Source organism: Nonomuraea salmonea (assembly GCF_042428605.1).
GTDB lineage: Bacteria > Actinomycetota > Actinomycetes > Streptosporangiales > Streptosporangiaceae > Nonomuraea > Nonomuraea salmonea.
Genome location: NZ_JBHMCF010000007.1, coordinates 112976 through 131807, shown reverse-complemented (window position 1 = coordinate 131807; position 18832 = coordinate 112976). Strand labels below are relative to the sequence as shown.

General features: G+C 72.5%; 20 protein-coding genes. 6 read left to right on the top strand and 14 right to left on the bottom strand.

Translation table 11 applies throughout. The features are described 5' to 3' along the window. Positions 1-56 precede the first annotated feature (56 nt). Together ACFFR3_RS07370 and ACFFR3_RS07365 are read right to left on the bottom strand one after the other, a co-directional pair. Entirely contained in the window at positions 57-449 is a 393-nt protein-coding gene (locus ACFFR3_RS07370; protein ID WP_345405589.1) for a hypothetical protein, read from the bottom strand. Positions 450-573: 124 nt separating this feature from the next. Next, complete coding sequence (locus ACFFR3_RS07365; RefSeq protein ID WP_345405586.1) at positions 574-1506, bottom strand: transcriptional regulator; 933 nt, start codon at positions 1504-1506, stop codon at positions 574-576. 235 nt (positions 1507-1741) lie between these two features. On the opposite strand from ACFFR3_RS07365, the gene ACFFR3_RS07360 reads away from it, so the two are divergent. Beyond that, positions 1742-2920: an MFS transporter gene (locus tag ACFFR3_RS07360; protein ID WP_364372336.1), complete on the top strand. Its 1179-nt coding sequence runs from the start codon at positions 1742-1744 to the stop codon at positions 2918-2920. Here ACFFR3_RS07360 and ACFFR3_RS07355 read toward each other — a convergent pair. From ACFFR3_RS07355 to ACFFR3_RS07335, 5 genes are all read right to left on the bottom strand, one after another. Then, entirely contained in the window at positions 2862-4331 is a 1470-nt protein-coding gene (locus ACFFR3_RS07355; protein WP_364372333.1) for a sensor histidine kinase, read from the bottom strand. The two genes, ACFFR3_RS07360 and ACFFR3_RS07355, sit on opposite strands and share 59 nt — an antisense overlap. Further along, positions 4328-5008, bottom strand: coding sequence for a response regulator transcription factor (locus ACFFR3_RS07350; protein WP_345405577.1), 681 nt, complete (start codon positions 5006-5008; stop codon positions 4328-4330). Before ACFFR3_RS07350 ends, ACFFR3_RS07355 begins: the two co-directional genes overlap by 4 nt. A 90-nt stretch (positions 5009-5098) precedes the next feature. Continuing rightward, positions 5099-5617, bottom strand: a complete 519-nt coding sequence (locus tag ACFFR3_RS07345; RefSeq protein ID WP_345405574.1) for a hypothetical protein — start codon at positions 5615-5617, stop codon at positions 5099-5101. Between the two features lie 11 nt (positions 5618-5628). Beyond that, entirely contained in the window at positions 5629-6768 is a 1140-nt protein-coding gene (locus ACFFR3_RS07340; protein ID WP_379482808.1) for an acyltransferase family protein, read from the bottom strand. 185 nt (positions 6769-6953) lie between these two features. After that, positions 6954-7739, bottom strand: a complete 786-nt coding sequence (locus ACFFR3_RS07335) for an SGNH/GDSL hydrolase family protein (RefSeq protein WP_379482806.1) — start codon at positions 7737-7739, stop codon at positions 6954-6956. A 99-nt stretch (positions 7740-7838) separates the two neighbouring features. Here ACFFR3_RS07335 and ACFFR3_RS07330 point away from each other — a divergent pair, with 99 nt between their 5' ends. Then, on the top strand, positions 7839-8831 hold the full coding sequence (locus tag ACFFR3_RS07330; protein ID WP_345405563.1) for a threonine ammonia-lyase: 993 nt from the start codon (positions 7839-7841) through the stop codon (positions 8829-8831). 5 nt (positions 8832-8836) lie between these two features. Here the strand turns inward: ACFFR3_RS07330 and ACFFR3_RS07325 are convergent, their stop codons facing one another. Genes ACFFR3_RS07325 through ACFFR3_RS07315 form a run of 3 tightly spaced genes read right to left on the bottom strand, consistent with a single transcriptional unit; the run spans position 8837 to position 10862 of the window. Further along, positions 8837-9631: an ABC transporter permease gene (locus tag ACFFR3_RS07325; protein ID WP_364372323.1), complete on the bottom strand. Its 795-nt coding sequence runs from the start codon at positions 9629-9631 to the stop codon at positions 8837-8839. Further along, complete coding sequence (locus tag ACFFR3_RS07320) at positions 9628-10509, bottom strand: ABC transporter ATP-binding protein (protein WP_345405557.1); 882 nt, start codon at positions 10507-10509, stop codon at positions 9628-9630. The genes ACFFR3_RS07325 and ACFFR3_RS07320 overlap by 4 nt, the downstream gene beginning before the upstream one ends. Continuing rightward, on the bottom strand, positions 10506-10862 hold the full coding sequence (locus ACFFR3_RS07315; protein WP_345405555.1) for a hypothetical protein: 357 nt from the start codon (positions 10860-10862) through the stop codon (positions 10506-10508). The genes ACFFR3_RS07320 and ACFFR3_RS07315 overlap by 4 nt, the downstream gene beginning before the upstream one ends. A gap of 56 nt (positions 10863-10918) precedes the next feature. Here ACFFR3_RS07315 and ACFFR3_RS07310 point away from each other — a divergent pair, with 56 nt between their 5' ends. From ACFFR3_RS07310 to ACFFR3_RS07300, 3 genes are read left to right on the top strand one after another with little or no spacing between them, the layout of a single operon-like run. Further along, positions 10919-11077: a GntR family transcriptional regulator gene (locus ACFFR3_RS07310; RefSeq protein WP_364372317.1), complete on the top strand. Its 159-nt coding sequence runs from the start codon at positions 10919-10921 to the stop codon at positions 11075-11077. After that, positions 11074-11307, top strand: coding sequence for a hypothetical protein (locus tag ACFFR3_RS07305; RefSeq protein WP_345405552.1), 234 nt, complete (start codon positions 11074-11076; stop codon positions 11305-11307). The genes ACFFR3_RS07310 and ACFFR3_RS07305 overlap by 4 nt, the downstream gene beginning before the upstream one ends. Beyond that, positions 11304-12449 carry a DUF1648 domain-containing protein gene (locus ACFFR3_RS07300; RefSeq protein ID WP_379482805.1) on the top strand — a complete coding sequence of 382 codons (1146 nt, stop codon included), beginning with the start codon at positions 11304-11306 and terminating at the stop codon, positions 12447-12449. Before ACFFR3_RS07305 ends, ACFFR3_RS07300 begins: the two co-directional genes overlap by 4 nt. Positions 12450-12606: 157 nt before the next feature. Here ACFFR3_RS07300 and ACFFR3_RS07295 read toward each other — a convergent pair whose 3' ends face one another. Continuing rightward, positions 12607-13284, bottom strand: coding sequence for a TetR/AcrR family transcriptional regulator (locus tag ACFFR3_RS07295; protein ID WP_364372308.1), 678 nt, complete (start codon positions 13282-13284; stop codon positions 12607-12609). A gap of 98 nt (positions 13285-13382) precedes the next feature. Between ACFFR3_RS07295 and ACFFR3_RS07290 the strand changes: the two genes are divergently transcribed. After that, on the top strand, positions 13383-14237 hold the full coding sequence (locus tag ACFFR3_RS07290) for an NmrA family NAD(P)-binding protein (RefSeq protein ID WP_379482804.1): 855 nt from the start codon (positions 13383-13385) through the stop codon (positions 14235-14237). Here ACFFR3_RS07290 and ACFFR3_RS07285 read toward each other — a convergent pair whose 3' ends face one another. The 3 genes from ACFFR3_RS07285 to ACFFR3_RS07275 are packed head-to-tail and all read right to left on the bottom strand — an operon-like array spanning position 14238 to position 18747. After that, positions 14238-16691 carry a WD40 repeat domain-containing protein gene (locus ACFFR3_RS07285; RefSeq protein ID WP_379482803.1) on the bottom strand — a complete coding sequence of 818 codons (2454 nt, stop codon included), beginning with the start codon at positions 16689-16691 and terminating at the stop codon, positions 14238-14240. Continuing rightward, on the bottom strand, positions 16692-18419 hold the full coding sequence (locus tag ACFFR3_RS07280; RefSeq protein WP_379482802.1) for an nSTAND1 domain-containing NTPase: 1728 nt from the start codon (positions 18417-18419) through the stop codon (positions 16692-16694). Next, positions 18412-18747, bottom strand: a complete 336-nt coding sequence (locus tag ACFFR3_RS07275; RefSeq protein WP_364372299.1) for a CU044_2847 family protein — start codon at positions 18745-18747, stop codon at positions 18412-18414. Before ACFFR3_RS07275 ends, ACFFR3_RS07280 begins: the two co-directional genes overlap by 8 nt. Between the last annotated feature and the right edge of the window lie 85 nt (positions 18748-18832).

Genomic DNA, 18832 nt, shown 5'->3' with positions numbered 1-18832 from the left:
GTTCACCTCGCCGTGATCGACGCCTGGCTATGAGCCCACCACTTCTGAAACACGCCCTAGTAGATGCGGTACTTCTCGCCGCAGTTGTCGAACTTCCCGGCCCAGCAGGTGAAGGTGTAGACCTTCTTGATGCCCCGGCCGCTCCACGTGCCGACGACCTTGCCGTCCCACGCCTTGTTGAACTTCGTCCAGTGGCCGTTCTGGTACACCTCGAACCAGACCCAGCCCTTCTTGCCGCCGCGCTTGTCCACGCCGTACCACTTCGTGTAGACCTTGCCGTGCGACTTCCAGGTCTTGCCGAACGTGTACGCCTTGTGGTCGCTGGAGAAGACCTTCCCCCAGGACGTCCCGCCGGCGTGGGCCGTCGAGGCCTGGGCGGGGCTGCTCATCGCGAGGCCGGTGACGGCCATCGAACCGGCAAGGGCGGCGATCGCCAGGGTCTTACGCATTTCGGGTTCCTTCCCCGTCGTCGGTGTTCTTCGTTGACAGGGACATTACGGAGACCTGCGCGGATCAACTGTGGAGGAATCCACACAGCGCGTGTGATCGGCGCCACATGCCTTGTCCGGCTGGTCAGTGGCCTTGAGCACGGACGAGGACGTCGCCGGCGTCGCTGCGGTAGTACAGCACCGACCGCCCGGCGCGGCGGCGGCGGACCAGGCGGGCGTCGAGGAGCACCTTGAGGTGGCGGCCCACCGACCCCAGGCCCTGCCCGGTCAGCGCGACAAGCTGGGTGGTGCTCTTCGGGGTGGCGAGCAGCACCAGGACGGCGGCGCGGGCGGGCCCGAGCAGCCGCCCGAGCGCCTGGGGCACCGGATCGCCGTCCGGTTCGGCGAGGACGCCCGAGCACGGGTAGATGACGGCGTACGTGTGCGGCTCGTCCCACGTCACCCAGGCGCCACCAGGGGTGACGGGGACGAACAGCAGCCGCGCCCCCGACCGGATCGTCCTGGGCGGCCGGTCGTGAGCGTTGATCCGCAACCGTCCGTCGCCCAGCCACCGCATCCCGGGCCGCAGGTCGGCCAGTGCCGCGGCCCAGCCACCCTGGCCGAGCTGGGCCGTACGGGCGACGATGTCCGCCTCCATGACCCGGCGCCGCCGCACCCACTCGGGCTCGACGGCCCGCGCCCACACCCACTGCAGCAGGCCGGCCATGCGCTCGGCCAGATCGGTCCGGTCCAGCGCGGCCGGCAGCATGCCGTTCACCGCCACGGCCACGTCCGCCCTGGCGACATCAGGTGGGGTTCCACGCACGACGGCCAGCTCCTCGGCGAACGTGCGCGCCTCGCTGCTCGGGGGCGGGGCGCAGAAGTCCGCCATCCACGGCTGCTCGAGCGCACACCGTACGAGGAGTGCCGTGACGGGATCGAGCCGCAGGCGATAGGCAGGCAGGTGCTCGGCCAGCCACCGCCGCGCCGCCGGGTGGGTGGCCCGCCCCGAGGCGAGAAGGCACAGGCTCGCCACGGTCTCGGCCAGCGGCGACACCACGAACCTGCCCCCGGCCAACGTGTCAGCGTCAAGCTGCCACCACCCCACCGCCCCACCTCCCCGACCGAACACGCGGCCGACCCTCGTTCCACCTCCCCACAAGACCGCAACGACCGGCCGAGGGGGACCGTAGGCTGCCCGGCGTTTCGCCGCCCAGCGAAACCGTAAGCGGGGAGCACAGGCCGGCGGCCAACGTTTCGCCGCCCCGCGAAACTGTAACGCTCGCGCGAGCGGGGGCCGCAGGCTGCGCGGCATGCGTACTTATCGAGAACTGTTGCGCGCGCCCGAGTTCGCGCCGCTGTTCGCGGCGACCGCCGCGCACGTGGCGGCCTCGACGGTGAGCGGGCTTGCGCTCGGCGTGCTGGTCTACGGGGCGACGCGGTCGCCGCTGCTGGCCGCGCTCAGCATGTTCGGCCCGTCGCTGGCGCAGGTGATCGGCGCGGCGGCGCTGCTGTCGGCCGCCGACCGGCTGCCGCCCAGGGCCGCGCTGAGCGGGATCGCCCTGGTGTTCGGCGTGGGCACGGCGGTGCTGGCCGTCCCAGGGCTGCCGGTGGGGGCGCTGTTCGCGGTCGTGCTGGGGCTCGGGCTGGTCGCGTCGCTGAACGGCGGCGTGCGGTGGGGGCTGCTCAACGAGATCCTGCCGCGCGAGGGCTACCTGCTGGGCCGCTCGACGATGAACATGACCGCCGGTCTCCTGCAGATCTGCGGCTACGCGGTCGGCGGCGTGCTGGTGGCCGCCCTGTCGCCGCGCGGCGCGCTGCTGGCCGGGGCCGCGCTGTACCTGGCGGAGGCGGCCGTCGCCCGGTGGGGGCTCAGTGCCAGGCCGCCACGGGGCACGGGCCGTCCGTCGGTGACCGCGACCTGGCGGGCGAACGCGCGGCTGTGGTCGTCGGTGCCCCGCCGGTACGTGTTCCTCGCCCTGTGGGTGCCGAACGGGCTGATCGTCGGCTGCGAGTCGCTGTTCGTCCCTTACGCGCCCGAGCACGCCGGGCTGCTGTTCGCGGTCGCGGCGGCGGGCATGCTCGCGGGCGACGTCCTGGCCGGTCGTTTCGTCCCCGCCCGGTGGCGTGCCAGGCTCGGCGCCCCCATGCGCCTCCTGCTGGCCGCCCCTTATCTGGTCTTCGCGTTCCGTCCGGGCCTCACCGTCGCGGCGCTCGCGGTGGGCGTGGCCTCGGTGGGGTACGCCGCGAGCCTCCTGCTCCAGGAACGCCTGATGGCCCTGACCCCGGAGGAGCTGAGCGGCCACGCCCTCGGCCTGCACTCCTCGGGCACCCTCGCCATGCAGGGCGTCGGCGCCGCACTGGCGGGCGCGATCGCCCAGGTCACCTCGGCGACGACGGCCATGGCGGCGATGGCGGTCGTGTCGGTGGCGGTCACCCTGGCCCTGGCCGGCGGCCTCCGTCCGGCCCCTGCGACCATCGCGGCAGGGTGAGGGTCATGGTGGTGCCGCCCTCCGGTGGGGTGGTGGCGGTGAGGGTGCCGCCGTGGAGGCGGGCGTTCTCGGCGGCGATGGCCAGACCGAGGCCGCTGCCCTCGCTGCGGCTGCGCGCCGAGTCACCCTTGGTGAAGCGGTCGAAGACATGGGGCAGGAGGTCGGCGGGGATGCCGGGGCCGTCGTCGGTGACGATGACGGTCACCTGGCCGGGAGCCGACTCGACCCGTACGGTCACCGACACGTCGGGCCCGCCGTGCCGCAGCGCGTTGCCGACGAGGTTGGCGAGGACGACGTCCACGCGGCGCGGATCGAGCCGCACCCGCAGACCGGCCGGCAGGTCGGTGCGGACCTGCCCGTCCCAATGCCGCAGCGCCAGCGTCTTGCCGATCAGCTCGCCCAGGTCCACCTCGTCGAGGTGCAGCACGGCGGCGCCCGCATCGAAGCGGGAGACCTCGATGAGGTCCTCGATGAGGCGGGTGAGCTTGCGGGTCTCGTCCGAGACCAGGTGCAGCGCCTCGGCGGTGACCGGCGGCAGCCGTCCCGAGGCGGCGTCGGCGTCGAGCACGCCGGTTACCGCCGACATGGCGGCGAGCGGCGTACGCAGCTCGTGCGAGACGTCGGCGGCGAAGCGGCGGGCCCGCTCCTCCATCGCGCGCAGCGTGGCGGCGTCGGCCTGGAGCGTGGCCGCCATGCCGTTGAACGCCCGCCCCAGGTCGGCCAGCTCGTCGTCGCCGGTGACCGTGACGCGCGTGTCGAGCCCGCCCGCCGACATCCGTTCCGTGGCGGTACGCAGCCGGCGTACCGGCCGCAGCAACCGGCGGGCGGCGAGCAGCGCGGGGATGATCGAGGCCAGCGCGACGGGCACGGCGGCGGCGCGGGCGGCGGCGGCCAGGCCCTCGACGTCCTGCTGCTGGGAGGCGAGCGACATGGAGGCGTAGACGGTGAGCGGCGGCGGACCCTGGGGCCGGTCCGCCGCGGTGACCGGGACGGCGACGGCCAGCCACGGCGTCTCCCCGTGGTGGAACCGCTGGGCCAGCGCGGTCGCCGCCGTCGCCGCCTCGGCCCGCAGCGGCGCGGGCAGCGGCGGCGCCTCCCGTCCTGCGGCGACGAGCGCCCCGCCCCGGTACGACAGCGCCGTACGCCACCCGCGCGCCCCCGCCGCCCGGTCGAGCTGCACCGCCAGCGTCCGCAGATCCGCCGCCTTCGGCTCGGCCGGCAGGTCCGGCACCCGCGAGGCCAGGTGGGCGCGCAGCTCCTGCACCAGGTCGGCCTGGGCGCGCTCGGCGATCGCGTCCCGGCCCTGCCGGTAGGTCACGGCGGCGGCGGTCACCGCGCTGAGCGCCGAGACCAGCAGGAACGCCAGCACGAGCTGCGCGCGCAGGCCACGGGCGAGACGCGGGCGGATCACAGCGGCCCGAACCGGTAGCCGAACCCGCGTACCGTCTGGATGTAGCGGGGGCTGCGCGAATCGTCCTCGATCTTGGCCCGCAGCCGCATCACGCACGCGTCCACCAGCCGGTAGTCGCCGTGGAAGGCGTGCTCCCACACCTGTTCGAGCAGCTGCTGGCGGCTGAAGGTCTGCTCGGGCGCGGCCGACAGGAACAGCAGCAGCTTCAGCTCCGTCGGCGCCAGCGCCACCTCGGCGCCGTGCTTGAGCACCCGCAGCGCCACCCGGTCGATGAGCAGGTCGCCGTGCTCGGAGCGGGCGTTGCCGGTCGCGGCCTGCGTCGTACGCCGCAGCACCGCCCGCATCCTGGCCTCGATCACCTCGGTGCTGGCCGGCTTGATCACGTAGTCGTCGGCGCCGGCCTCCAGGCCCACCACCACGTCCACGTCGTCGTCGCGGGCCGACAGGATCACGATGGGCACCTGGCTGAACGCCCGGATCCGCCGGCACGTCTCCAGCCCGCTCATGCCGGGCAGCATCAGGTCGAGCAGCACGATGTCGGGCGCGCTCGCGACCAGCTCGGCCAGCCCGTCCTCACCGGTGGCGACCAGCAGCGTCTCGTGCCCCTGGTGCCGCAGCCCGAGCCCCACACCACGCCGCACGGCCGGGTCGTCCTCGATCACCAGCACCCGAGTCACCACGCTCCCCCCGCCGTGCCGTTCCCGAACACCAGCATCCGCGTCACCACGTTCCTCCCGCCGCGCGGTTCCCGATCACCAGGGCGCCGGTCACGACGTCCCCCGCTCGCCGGCCGGGATCGCCGTGCCGTTCTCGTCGCATCGGACCTCCCACGGCCGGTCTCCCATGCCGGGCTCGTACACCTCGACGACGGGGTCACCGCCGGCGGCGGCCGTGCAGACGAGCTGGCTCACCGCCAGGTGCGGCAGGTCGCGTACCAGCCACGGCAGCCGCAGCTCCACCCGGCCGCCGGACGTCCTGGCGCGGACCTGCCCGTTCGTGGCGGGCACCTGGGAGGTCAGGCCGCGCGCCCGCTCGTCGGCGGTGGGGCCGCCGAGCAGCGCGTCCATCGCTTCCTGCACGCCACCGCCGGACCCTGCCGGACGCGACACCGGCCACGTGCCTTCGGTGGTGACGAAGTAGACCCGCACCAGCCGGCCGCTCTTCCCGGTCAGCCCGCCCTGGACCGGCTCGCCCGCGGGGCGCACGCCGGTGCCGGTGATCCCGCAGCCGGCCGTCACCGCCGCCGCAGCGACGACGGCCGCGAGGCGGGCGGGCGTTCGCGGCATGTGTTCCCCTCTCATCCTTCGAGTCTGCTCAGGTCGACGGTCCCCGCGCCGGGCTCCGGCTGGGGGATCGCCGCCCACACCGCCGCCCCGGCCGTGACGGCGGCGGCCAGTGCCGCCCAGCCGCGGCGGCCGGTGGTCCAGCGGGCGCGCCGGCGTACCGGATCCTCGACGGCGGCCTTCGACACTACTGCAGCCGCCAGCGACAGCCCGGCGGCGACCGCCGTCCAGACCCAGCCGTCCAGCCACTCTTGACGGGGCAGCAGCAGGTAGATCGGCCAGTGCCACAGGTACAGGCTGTAGGACAGCTCGCCGAGCCGGCGCGGCACGGCGCTGCCGGCCGCCCGGCCCGCCAGGCCGTCCGGCGCTCCGGCCAGCAGCACGATCAGCACGGCGCAGGCCAGCGAGTGGGCGAACATGCCGCCCTGGAACAGCCCCGGCGCCTGCTCCCCCGCCGTCACGACCCACGCGACGGCCAGCCCGCCGAGCAGCAGCGCGCACACCACGTCCACCCCCCTGCGCGGCAGCCGGGCCACGGCCTCGCGGACGGGCGCGGTCGCGGCGGCGGCGCCCAGCAGGAGGGCGAAGGCGCGGGTGTCGGTTCCCTCGTACGCACGCGTGGTGTCCACGGCCGCCCCGAACGTGACCATCAGCAGGAGCGACCCGAGCGCACCGGCGAGCGCGACCACCGCGACCCGCCACCGCCCCTTCCCCAGCAGCACCACGACCAGCGGCCAGACCAGGTAGAACTGCCACTCGACGGCGATGCTCCACAGGTGCGCGAACGGCCGGGTGCCGGAGGCGTTCCAGTAGCCGATCTGCTCGCCGATGTAGTGCCAGTTGACCACCTGCGCCAGCACCCACGGCGTGTCCTGCTGCACCGCCCTGAGCAGGTCGAGGCGTCCCACCGCCCAGGTGAGCAGCGGAACGACCACCACCAGAACGCCCAGCGCGGGCAGCAACCGGCGGGCCCGCCGCTCCCAGAACGCTCCCAGCCGGGGCCGCCCGGCCCCCTGCAACAGCAACCCGGTGATGAGGAACCCGGACAGCACGAAGAACAGGTCCACACCGAGAAACCCGCCACCCAGATGCCCGGCGTGAAACAGCAGCACGGCCACCACCGCGAACCCCCGCAATCCATCCAACGCACCGATGTGCGCCCGGCGCGCGATGGGTGCGGGATGGGAGGCGGCTGCGGTGGTGTGCCGGCGGCCGGGGGCGGGCGCGCCTTCAAGGGCGGGCGCGCCTTCGAAAGCGGGGGCGCCTTCGAAAGCGGGGGCGTCTTCAACGGCGGACGCGTCTTCGGAAGCGGGCGCGCCTTCACGTGCCGTGTAGGGCATCAGCTGCAGCCGAGCTTGGTGAAGCGGTCGTCGCCGGTCCACGCGCCGGTGGCCCACTCAGCGGGTGCGGCCGGGGTGAAGCCGGCCAGCTCGCCGAGGCGCTTGGCGAACCAGGTGGCGAACGCGGCCGAGCCCTGCTGGCAGGAGTGGATGCCGTCCTTGGAGCGCTGGGCCTTGGCGGCGGCGTGGTCGGCGCCCCACAGCTCGGACGCGTCCAGGAAGCGGGCGTTGGTGCCGTCGGCGGCCTTGGCGGCCATTTTGGGAGCGCTCTTGATGGACGCGGCGTGCGGCTGGAAGAACTCGTCGATCTTGAACGGCGGCGCCGACACCAGCACCAGCCGGGCCCCGGCGTCCCCGGCCGTCCTGGCGAGCTTCCGGTAGGCGGTCAGCTGCTCGCGGGCGGTGCCCCAGTCGTACGTCGTGATCTGGTACGCGATCACGGTCGGCCGGAACGACGAGATGTGCTCCTTGAGCGCCTTCCAGGTGTCGCGAGCCGCCTTGGTGGTGACCGGATGGTCACCCGCGACGAGGTTGCCGCCGCCGTCCGACGTGGCGTTCTCGACCGTCACACCGGCGGCCTCCAGCGCCGCCCGCACGGCGGGAGCCTGCGCGCCCGCGATGGAGTCGCCCATCCAGAGCACCCGTACGCCGGTCTGGGAGGTGGCGGCGCTCTCGGCCCGGCCGGCCCGGTCGTCGGCTGAGGAGGCGGCGCCGCAGCCCCCGAGTGCGGCGCCGGCGACCACGGCGAGGGCCAGACGTGCGAAGAGGTGAGAAGTGAGATCCATGGCCCTCAGGCAAACAGACGGATCACCGGCCGGGCCGCGTTGTCATCGTTCCATCACATAACGCGTGATCCGCCGTCACTTATGACAGACTCCGGCACCATGAGCGGTTTCGATCATGTCCGGCTCCGGCTCGACCGCGTCCGTGCGGCGGTGGGCGAGATCGACCCGGTGTTCCTGGACACGCCGGCCATGCCCTCCCCGTCGCTCGGCCGGGCGCTCGGCTGCTCGATGACGCTGAAGGTGGAGACGCTCAACCCCGTACGCAGCTTCAAGGGCCGCGGCACCGAGACGGTCGCCGGGGCGGCGGCGAGGGCGGGGGCGTCCCGGATGGTGTGCGCGAGCGCCGGCAACCTCGGCCAGGCCCTCGCCTACAGCGCCGCCCGCCGCGGGCTGGACGTCACCGTCGTCGCCGCCACCACCGCCAACCCGCTCAAACTCGCCCAGATCACGGCGCTCGGCGCCGACCTGCGGCTCACCGGCCAGGACATCGAGGACGCCAGGCTGCTCGCCCGCGAGATCGCCGAGACTGAGGACGCCTACTGGGTCGAGGACAGCCTCGATCTCGCCACCTGTGAGGGCGCCGCCACGATCGGCCTCGAACTCGTCCGCGACGACCCGGACCTCGACGTCGTCCTCGTGGCGCTCGGCGGCGGCGCGCTGGCCAGTGGCGTGGGCTACACCGTGCACGCCCTCGCCCCCGGCGCCGAGGTGATCGGCGTCCAGCCGTACGGCGCGCCCGCGATGTCCCTGTCGTGGCGGCGCGGGACGGTCGTCGAGACCGACCGCATCGACACGATCGCCGACGGCGTCGCCGGCCGCCGCCCGATCCCCGAGGTGCTGGACGATCTGCTCGTGGTCATGGACGACGTGCTGCTCGTCAGCGAGGACGCGATCAAGGCAGGCATGCGGGCCCTGTACGAGCACGCCGGCCTCGTCGCCGAACCCTCGGCCGCCCTCGGCATCGCCGCCCTCCTGGACCACCCGGCCCGCTTCACCGGCCGCCGCGTCACCACGGTCATCTGCGGCAGCAACACCTCGCCCACCGACTTCGCCCGCTGGGTCCTCGAACCCGCCGCGGACACCTTTCGCTGATCCGCTCACATGATGTCTCGCCGCAACGGGGCCGCGACGGCGATGGCGGCCGCGATCATGGCATAGCCGACCAAGACGCCACCACCGGCCGGCGCGGACAGCAGCTGGGCCGCAGAGGTGCCGGTCTGACTGGCCACGGCATCCGTCAGATAAGTGAAGCCGGTCAGCGCGGCAGTGGCGCCGCCCGGGAGATAGGGATAAAGCACTTTGATTCCCGGGACGAGCATCAACACGGTCTCGATCATGTAGAAGTAGGCGCCGACGACGACGAGGGCGGTCACCTGGTTGCGAAGCAGAGCACCCACCGCCACGCCCAGCAGCGTGTAGACGGCCATGGTCAGCGCGATGCGGGCCAACAAGGCCGCGACCATGGCGGTCGGAAGACCAAGCGTGATGCCCTTGAGCATGACCGCCCCGAACAGAGCGCCGCCGGCCACGGCCGCGGCGATCGCGCCGTAGGCGAGCCCAGCCCCCGTGTAGACCCCCAGCTTGGCCACCAGCCAGGTCCAGCGTCTGGGAGCGAACAAGGTCGTGGTGGTGATGGTCCGGTGCCGATACTCCGAGGACACCGCGATGGCGCCCAGCAGAGCGGGGGCGAAGACGGTGAGGCCGAGCAGGCCCAGCAGCACGTGGGTGCCTTGGGCGGTGTCCAGCCCGGGCAGCGGAGGGGTGAAGTTCTCCGGCCCGACGAGGGCGAGCAGGCCCACGAGTGCTCCGCTGCCGAGCGCGGCCAGCAGACCCCACAGCCAGAGCCTGGTGCTGATCAGGCGCGTCCATTCAGCGGCGAGGAGCGCGGTCATCGGGAACCTCCGGTGAGGTGCAGGAACGCCTGTTCGAGAGTGGGGCGTTCGGGGGTGATCTCCTGCAGGGTGACGGCGTGGGAGGCGGCTGCGGTGGCGACCTCCGCGGCGCTGAGGCCGTGGATGCGCAGGAGGTCGGGTTGCGGATGTTCCACCCGCGTCCCGCGCTCCATCAGCCTGGCGGCGAGCAGGTCAGCTTGCGGGGAGCGGACCAGCACGACGGCTGTGCCGTACAAGCCGGTGATGGGTCCTGTGGTGACCAGCCGGCCGTCGCGGATCACCACCACATGGTCGGCCATGTGCTCGATCTCGCCGAGCACATGGCTGGAGATGAGGATGGTGCGGCCTTCGGCGGCCAGTTCGCGGACGAAGCGCCGCAGCCAGGCGATGCCTTCAGGGTCCAGGCCGTTGCTCGGTTCGTCCAGCAGCAGCACCGGGGGATCGCCGAGCAGCGCGGTGGCCAGGCTGAGGCGTTGCCGCATGCCGGTGGACAGGGTACGCGTGGGGCGATCGGCGAAGGCCGACACCCCGGTCACGTCGGCGACCTGCTTGACCCGGGACGTGCCGTACCGGCCCATGCGGGCGTAGACCCGCAGGTGGTCGCGGGCGGTGTGGGCGGGGTGGAAGCCCGCGCTGTCCAGCACGGCTCCAACGATGGCCGACGGGCGGGGCAGGTTCGCGTAGCGGCTGCCGCCGAACGTGGCGGTGCCGGAGGTCGGCGTGACCAGGCCCAGCATCATCCGCATGGTGGTGGTCTTGCCGGCGCCGTTCGGCCCCAGGAATCCGGTGACGTTCCCCGCTTCGGCCTCGAAACTGAGGTCGGTGACGGCGGTTATCGGCCCGAACGCCTTGGTCAGGCCATGTACCTCGATGTTCATGCCATCACCGCGATCAGCCGGCGCTGAAGCTGCTCGGCGTCCGGAACACTGAGGATCAGCTCGTCGTAGCCCGGCGCCCGGTTCTTCAGGGCGATCCGCAGGCCGGTGACCTCTCGTCGGGCGGCGACCAGACGCTTGACGCCGGTCAGGGACGTCCAGGTGCCGACCTTGATGACGCCGGAGACGAGCAGGCCGTGGTGCGTGCCCGTGGCAGCCGCGAGCGGCCGGTCGAGCAGGTGCACCTCGGCGATCTCCGCCAGCGGAACGCTCACCGCGCCGGTCCTGGTGAACAGCCGTGTCCACGGGGCGAAGCTGATGGTCAGCGTTTCCCGGTGAATCTCTACCTGCAGCATGACGTGTCCTCCATGACTATCTGTTCTATTAGTTGTATATCAGATAGAGTGATGGTGTGCAGCTGACCCTTGACCTCGACAGCGAGGTCCCGATCCACCAGCAGATCCGGGACCGGATCGTGGAGGCGATCGCCGAACGGCAGGCGCGAGAAGGCGGCCCGCTGCCCCCACGCGGCAACTCGCCGCGGATCTCGGCATCGACATCGATACCGTGAACAAGACCTACGACCTGCTACGACAGCAGGGCGTCATCCGGATCAACCGCAGGAGCGGCGCGGTCGTACGGCGCGATGCCGGCACCGGTCCGCCCGAGGCACCCTTCACCGACGACTGGGAGGAACACATGCGCGTGCTGCTGGCAGAAGCCACCGTCCACGGCATCGACCGGCAGGATGTGCTGCGCCGGTGCGAGGCTCTGGTGATCGCTTTCGAGGAGAGCGCGTGATCCCGCTCCTCGGCGCCGGCCTGATCCTCATCGCGCTGGTCACGTCCCTCATGCTGGCGCTTCCGGCGCTGGCCAGGCCCACACTGCCGTTCGGCGTACGCGTCGGCATCCAGCGGGTGGGCGATCCCGCCATCACCACTGCGCGGCGGTTCTACGCTCGCATGACCGGCCTGGTGGCCGCACTCGCCGCAGTGGTCTCGATCCTTGGACTGCTGATCACCGGATCTGCCGTCGCGATCGGCATCGCCACGACGGTGGTGATCGTCGTGGACCTGCTGTTGTTCTACCGCGCTCATCGCATGGTCCGCGCCGCCAAGCTCGCCGGCCGGTGGGCGGCCGAGCGGCGTCAGGGCGTCGCCGTGGACACCACCTTCCGCACCGACCCGGTCCGCGTGCCGTGGTCGTGGGGGTTGCCCGCTCTGTCCGTGCTGCTGCTCACCGCGGCCATCGGCTGGGCACGCTACGGCGGACTGCCCGCCACGCTGCCGTCATTTCTCGGGTACGGCACAGCCTCCGCCCAGCGTGAACCCACAACCGTGCTGCACGCCTTCCAACCGGTGATCCACCAGATCGTCGTCACCGTGACGGTCCTGGCCACAGTCCTGGCCGCGCTGCGCGCCCGCCCCGACCTCGATGCCGCCAGACCCCAAGGTTCAGCCCGCCGCTACCGCGTCTACCTGCGCGGCATCGCGGTGATGTCGTTGCTGTCCGCGGCCTGCCTGAACCTGGCTCTGTTCTTCGCGGCCCTGCAGCTGTGGGAGATCGTCACCCCCGCGATCGCCTGGCAGGTGGCCGTCTATGTCCCGCTCATCGTGCTGCTGGGCGGCTGGCTGATATGGGAGACCAAGGTGGGCCAGGCCGGGCACCGGCTCCCCGCCCTGCCAGGTGAGGAACTGGAGGACACCGGGGCCGGCCAGCGCGACGACGACCGCCACTGGTTCCTCGCCGGCACCGTCTACGTCAACCGCCGTGACCCGGCTCTGCTCGTGCACGCCCGTCTCGGCTCCTCCTCATGGACCCTTAATCTCGGCCATCCGATTGCCTGGCTCCTGCTCGGCGTCCTCGCTGTCGCCTTGATCGTGTTCGCGGGGCTGGCGCTGGCGGGCGTCGTTGATCTGCCGGAGAGGCACAGCCTCTTCTGATGATTCGCCGGTCCGGGCCTCCCTGCTGACGGGTGTCGGCGCTGGAGGGCGAGCGCCTGGAGCATCTGATCGGACGACGGTTACGGCCGCCTTCGTCGTGGGCCTCGTCTTCGGCTGCCGGTGCACAGTGGTGTCTTCGTCCGGGTGGTCGTCCACGTCAGCGGCGCAGCCACTCCTCGAGGAGGGCGGCCTCGGCCTTGGTGAGCGTGGACAGGGTTGGCAGCAGGGTGCGGAAGGTGGTCACCACGCCGGCCGGGTCGTCAGCGGGGGCGGGCTCGTCGGTGAGGATGGCGGCGGCGACGGCGTCGAAGGCGGCGTCGGACAACCGGAGGTCGCCCTGCTCGGGGGGCAGGCTCAGCAGCGTGTGGACGGTGCCGACGCCGGCCGCGTGGATGAGATGGACCGCGCGTTCCTCGCTCACCTTGAGCCGGCCCGCGGCGGCGATCGCGTGCACCCGCTCGGCCAGCACCCGCAGGCCCTCCGCCTGGGCCGGGGTGTCGCGCGGGCGGCTGAGCAGCAGCTTGAAGACGTGGGGGTTGGCCAGGCCGAAGCCGATCTGGGTGTCCCATCCGGCGCGCAGGTCGGCCACCGGGTCACCGGTGGGCGCGGTGGCCTGCTTGCCCGCCACGTGCTCGGCGAAGACGTGCTCGGCGGCGGCGTCCAGCAGGGCTTCCTTGTCGGGGAAGAAGCGGTAGAGGGCGGGCGGCTGCAGCCCGGCCTCCTGCGCCACGCGGCGGGTGGTCACCGCTCCCGGCCCGTGGTCGCGCAGCAGGCCGGCCGCCGTCGTCACGATGCGGTCGCGGGTGAGGTCTCGCCGCTGCTGGGTCTGCGCCATGCGAGCGATGATATCCGTACCACTGTTGTTGCCAATGGAAATATCAGTGTTAACGTTGTTCTCGTTCCACTGGAAACAGCCAGAACGGGAGTCCCTCCATGCTGATCGTCACGGGAGCCACCGGCCGCCTCGGGTCGAAGATCGTCAACCGCCTGCTGGAGCGCGTACCCGCGGAAAGGGTCGGGGTGAGCGTGCGGGACGTGCGCAAGGCCGCCGGCCTGGCCGCGCGGGGCGTACGCGTCCGGGCGGGCGACTTCACCGACCCCGCCACCCTTGAGCACGCGTTCGAGGGCGCCGAGCGCGTCCTGGTGATCTCCGCCGCCATCCGCGGCGACGCCGCCACGGCCGCCAACCTCGCCGCCGTCGACGCCGCCCGCGCCGCGGGCGTGCGGCGCATCCTCTACACCAGCCACCAGGCCGCCTCCCCCGGCTCGCTCTTCCCGCCGCAGAAGGTGCACGCGGCCACCGAGGAGCACCTCAAGCGGCAGGACGTCCCCTTCACCGCCCTGCGCAACGGCTTCTACGCCTCCACCCTCGACCCCTACGTCGAGACGGCCCTCGAGACCGGCACACTCGCCGTGCCGCAGGACGGCCCGGTGTCGTGGACCGCCCACGACGACCTGGCCGAGGCCGCCGCCCTCGCCCTGACCGAGGACGGCGCGTTCGACGGCATCACCCCGCCACTGACCGCCCCGCACACGCTGGACTTCGCCGACGTCGCCGCCATCGTCACCCGCATCACCGGCCGGCGCGTCGAGCGCGTCGTCGTGGACGACGAGGAGTGGGTGGCGGCGAGCGGGCTGCCCCGGCCGGTGGCGGAGTTCATGCTGACCATGTTCACGGCGTCCAGGAAGGGCGAGTTCGACGTGACCGGCCCGGCGCTGGAGACCGCGATCGGCCGTCCGGCGACGTCCGTCGAGGAGGCGTTGCGGGCCGCTCTGAGCTCCCGCTGATCAGGCATCCGGGCAGACGGCGTCCGGCAGGTCGCGGGGCAGGCCGCGCCGCTCCTCGTCGTCGAGGTCGCGGCCGAGTACGCCGCACAGGTGGGAGCTCCACGACTCCGGGTCGAGCCGAATCACATCGATGTACTCGCCGCGGTCGCGCAGCAGCGCCCTCCCCTCGTCGGCCGACGCCCTGAACGCCTGCTTGCCGGCGAAGGAGTAGGAGGTGACGTCGACCTCGCCGGAACCGTTCACCCGCAGGAAGCGGACGGAACGTCCGAAAGCCAGGAAGAAGCCCGGATCGCCGTCGCCGTCCGGCCGCAGCACCCCGAGCTGGGATGTGCCGGCCTCCAGGGGCCCGAGCCCGCCGAAGATCTTGCGGGCACGCCGGCGGTCGGCGACCGACCACAGCTCGATCACCCCTCCGCTGGTCAGCACCATGGCGTAGCGTCCGCTGGGCTCGACCGTCGCGGTGACCAGGTCCTCTCCCAGGCGGATCCGCCGGTCGGGGTCCTCCGTGCCGGTCGCCAGGCGGACGGTGCGCAGGGTGTGGGCGGCGACGTCGGTGACCTGGACGTGGCCCGGCTCGTAGGACGACTGCACAAAGAAGCCGCCGAGGTCCTTGAAGGTGTCGCGGAGGTCGAAGGACTCGGACAGGCGGCGGCCGTCGCGGGCGTTCCAATGCTCGACCAGGCTGCCGGAGACCGTCACCAGCTCGTCGTCGGAGGTGAAGAAGAACGTCACCGGTTTCTCGTCGCGGCGAGCGGTGAACGCGCTCACCACCCGCAGGCCGGGCAGGGCGTACACGGTGATGTCCGCCGAGCCGGACACGTCGGCGACCAGCGTCTGCGACCGGTTGACGGCCAGCATGTGGTCCTTGGCGGCGGGCACGGGAGGGATGGGCGCGGTGCCGAGCGTCCGCCCTTCGCCTTCGACCTCTTGGACGACCAGCCGGTCCGCGGTCCCGCTCTTGGCTGCGCCGGCCCGGACCACGATGGCGCGACCGCCCTTGAGCAGCACCGGCGGGTTGTACGCGCCCAGCCCGGCGTCCTCGTGCAGCCGCCGGCCGGTCACGGCGGCCTGGGTGCGCTCGACGACGACGGGGGCGTCCGGCGGGCCGAGCAGCGGGCCTACCTTGCCGAGGGAGGAGATGTTCGGCCCGGTGAACCGTCGCGGGGGCGTGCCGGCGCTGAGGATCACCCACGCGCCGCTCCCCTCGTTGACCGCGACGCGATCGCCGGTCGCCGAGACGGCGGGCTGGTGACACACGCTGTAGGAGGCGGTGGAGACGTAGCGGATCAGTTCCCGCCTGTCGGCGACGCGGACGACCCGGTATACAGCCTTGTCGGCGTCGTACGGCTTCCTGCACACGGCCACCACGCTCCCGTCGGCCGAGACCGCGAAATCCTGATCACCCGCCGAGAGCCTGCCGCGTCCCTCCAGCCTGCGTACGGCTCCGCTGCGCAGGTCGAGCACCACCAGAGGGTCGCCGTCCCGCAACAGCGCACCGACGAGCGTGTGCTCGTCCGGGCCGAACCACAGCTGCCGAAGTGCGGGAAGGCGTGTCTCCTGGAGTCGCCGGGTCGCCAGGTCCCACACCTTCACCCGGCCATCGGAGTCCACGGTGGCGACCCGCCTGCCGCTCGGCGAGAAGGACACGATGCTGTGGCTGCCGTCCCTCCCCCCGAGGGTGAACTTCGCCAACCCGGCGCCGGGAAGCCGCTGCGCCGACCCCAGCACGATGTCGCGCCCGGTGAGGCGCACGTCGTGCCACTGCAGCGCGCCGGCGCCGTCCACCATGTACGCGATGCGCCTCCCGTCTCTGCTGACCAGCGGAAAGGTCAGGTTCCCTGGCAGGCCGAGATGCCGGCGCAGGACCTTGCCCCCGGCCTGATGGTGGAACAACGTCCCACGGCCGCCCGCGGAGACGCCGAACAGCAGGGAGCCGTCGGCGCTCACGGCCGTGTTCATGATCTGCCCCTGGAACCCCGACAGCATCCACGCGGTTTCCTTGAGCGCCTCGTAGCGCTGCAGCAGCGCGCTCACCGCCTCCTGCGTGGGCGCGACCCGGTAGGCGGCGATCGCCGCCAGGGCCGCCCGGCCCGGATCCTCGTCGACCATGTCCTCGATGGAGCTCGCCAGCACCCGTGACGTGTTCTCCTTCGCCCGTTCCGCGCTGACCTGTCCCTGGACGAGGCCGAAGGTGCCGAGAGCGACGATCAGCACGATCACCACTGCCCCCGAGATCCACGCCGCATGCGTCCTGCGCCGCATCGAGCGGAGCGCCTCACGGGACAGGGCCACGAACCGCCGCTGCTCCTGCGTCAGGTCGCCTTCCCGGCCGCCCGTCCACTGGTCGGTCGCGGTCAGCTGCGCGGCGGTCAGCAGCGGCCCGCCGCGTTCATGGCGGCGCAGGTCCTGCTCCAACTCGGCCTGCCCGATGAGGAACCTGCGGTCCTCGTCCACCTAGTCGCGCAGCGCGGGCCAGGCGGTGATCAGCGTCTCGTGGGCGAGTTTGGCGCTCTCCTGCTCGCCCTCGCCGCCGTGCAGCACCAGCAGCCGCGCGGCGGCCAGCTCGGTCACGATCTCCCACTGCCGCGCGTCCACCTCGTCGCGGGTGAGGCGGCGGCGCAGCAGAATCCCGCCGTCGGGGAGCATGCGGACGAGCTTGGTGAGCAGCCGCCGCGCCGCCTCCTCGTGTTCCTTCCTGCCGTCGAACAGCCGTTTCCAGGTCCGCTCCGCGTGCTGCCGCAGCGCGCCGGAGACGCCGCCGAGCTGCTCGTACGCCGCGTTCCGCAGGTGGCCGCTGTCCTGCCGGTCCCACAGCTGCTCCAGGACGAACCCCAGCAGCGGCAGGATGCCGGGCTCGTCGCCGGAGTCCTTGAGCATGCGGCTGACCAGGCCCGGTTCGTATGCCACGGCGGGCAGCCGGTCCACCGGCTTGGTGATCACCTCTTCAAGCTGGCCGGCGGACATGGGGGCGAGCGGCACCGTACGGCCGCCGAGCAGCGCGGAGCCAAGCCGGGGATGCCGCAGGACCGCGTCCACCAGGTCGGAGCGGAGCGTGACGAGCACCCGTACGCCGCCGGCCCTGGCGAACAGCACGTCGGTCAGCTCGTCGATCTCGGCCGGGGTGCGGTCGAGCAGCGCCTCGGCCTGGTCGAGGACGATGATCAGGTCCCCGGCCTTCCCTCGGACGCGGTGCAAGGTGTCGCCGAGCCCGTGGTCCCTGAGCCAGCCCTCGATCTCGCCGGCCGCGTGGGCGCCTCCGGCGGACAGCTCCGTGGCCAGCACGAACCGCATCGAGGAGATGTCCCCGGCGTTGAACACCAGCGTCTCGTACCCGTTCGCCCGGACCCTGGGCACCACGCCGGCGCGGGCCAGCGAGGACTTGCCGCAGCCAGACGGGCCGTAGACCGTCACCGTGCGGGAGGCGTACGGGGCGGTGATGACGGCGTCGATGTCCTCCTCACGGCCGAAGAAGACGTCGGCGTCGCCCTCCTGGTACGGCTTCAGGCCGCGGAACGGCGAGGGCGGGCGGATGACCGGGCCGAGCGCGGGCAGCTCGCGAACGATGGTCCTGGTGCGCACCGCGTACGCCTGCTGCGTCTCCCCCACCGGCTGGGCGGCCACCACGAGGCCGACCACCGCGTTGAGGGTGTCGTCCCAGACGGGGCTGCCGCTGAACCCGGGCCTGACGTGCACGCTCTGCCCGGTGGCCCGCGCCAGCTCCATCCAGCCCTCACCCGTGGGGCCGCCGAGCCGGCCCTCGAACCAGGTGCCGCCCGGCGCGTCGCGCGGAAACCCCACCACGCGCACCCGGCCGCCGCGTACGCCGTCGGGCTCGGCCATGGGCAGCGGCCGGGCGCCGGGGACGGGCTCGCGCAGGCGGAGTACGGCGAGGTCACCGGTGCGCTCGGCCCTGACCGGCACCCAGCTCTCGACCACGGCCTCCCACTTCGGCCGGGGGCCGCCGTCCGGCGGGGGCTCGGAGAGCGGGAATCCCAGCACGACCGGAGTGCCCTCCGCGAGGCTCTCCGACCTCGGCCTCCGCAGCGCGTCCGACACCACGTGGGCGCAGGTCAGCACCAGGTCGGGGGCGACGAGAAAGCCGGCGCCGCCCTCTTCGCCGACCTGGACGACCGCCGCGGCCAACGTGTCGTACAGGCTGCCCAACCATGCCGTATCACTCATCCGGTGCCTCCGGCCGCTCACCGCGTCTCCAGGTCAGGCTCACGGAGAAGTTGGCCTCGGTCGCCGTACTCGCAATCACGACATCCGCCTCGGCCGACAGCGACACCCCGAATTCCAGCACCATTTCGTCCGGCGGATTCTCCAGCCTTTGGAACCGCGTGACGAAACTGTCTGCGACCGGCCGCACGGTGTCGAGCATCCGCCCGAGCGAGCGCCCCGCCCGCTGCACGGCGCCGTCACCTCTGCCCACTCGGACGAGCGCCTCGTCCACCTCCCTGACCTGCACCCGGACCACGTCATCGCCAACGGGGACTTCCACCGTGTGCACAGGACGAACACTCACAGCATCCTCCAGCCGCCGGGGCCACACTTGTTTCACATGATGAGTTGACTGCGAAAGGCGCCGGTTGTAT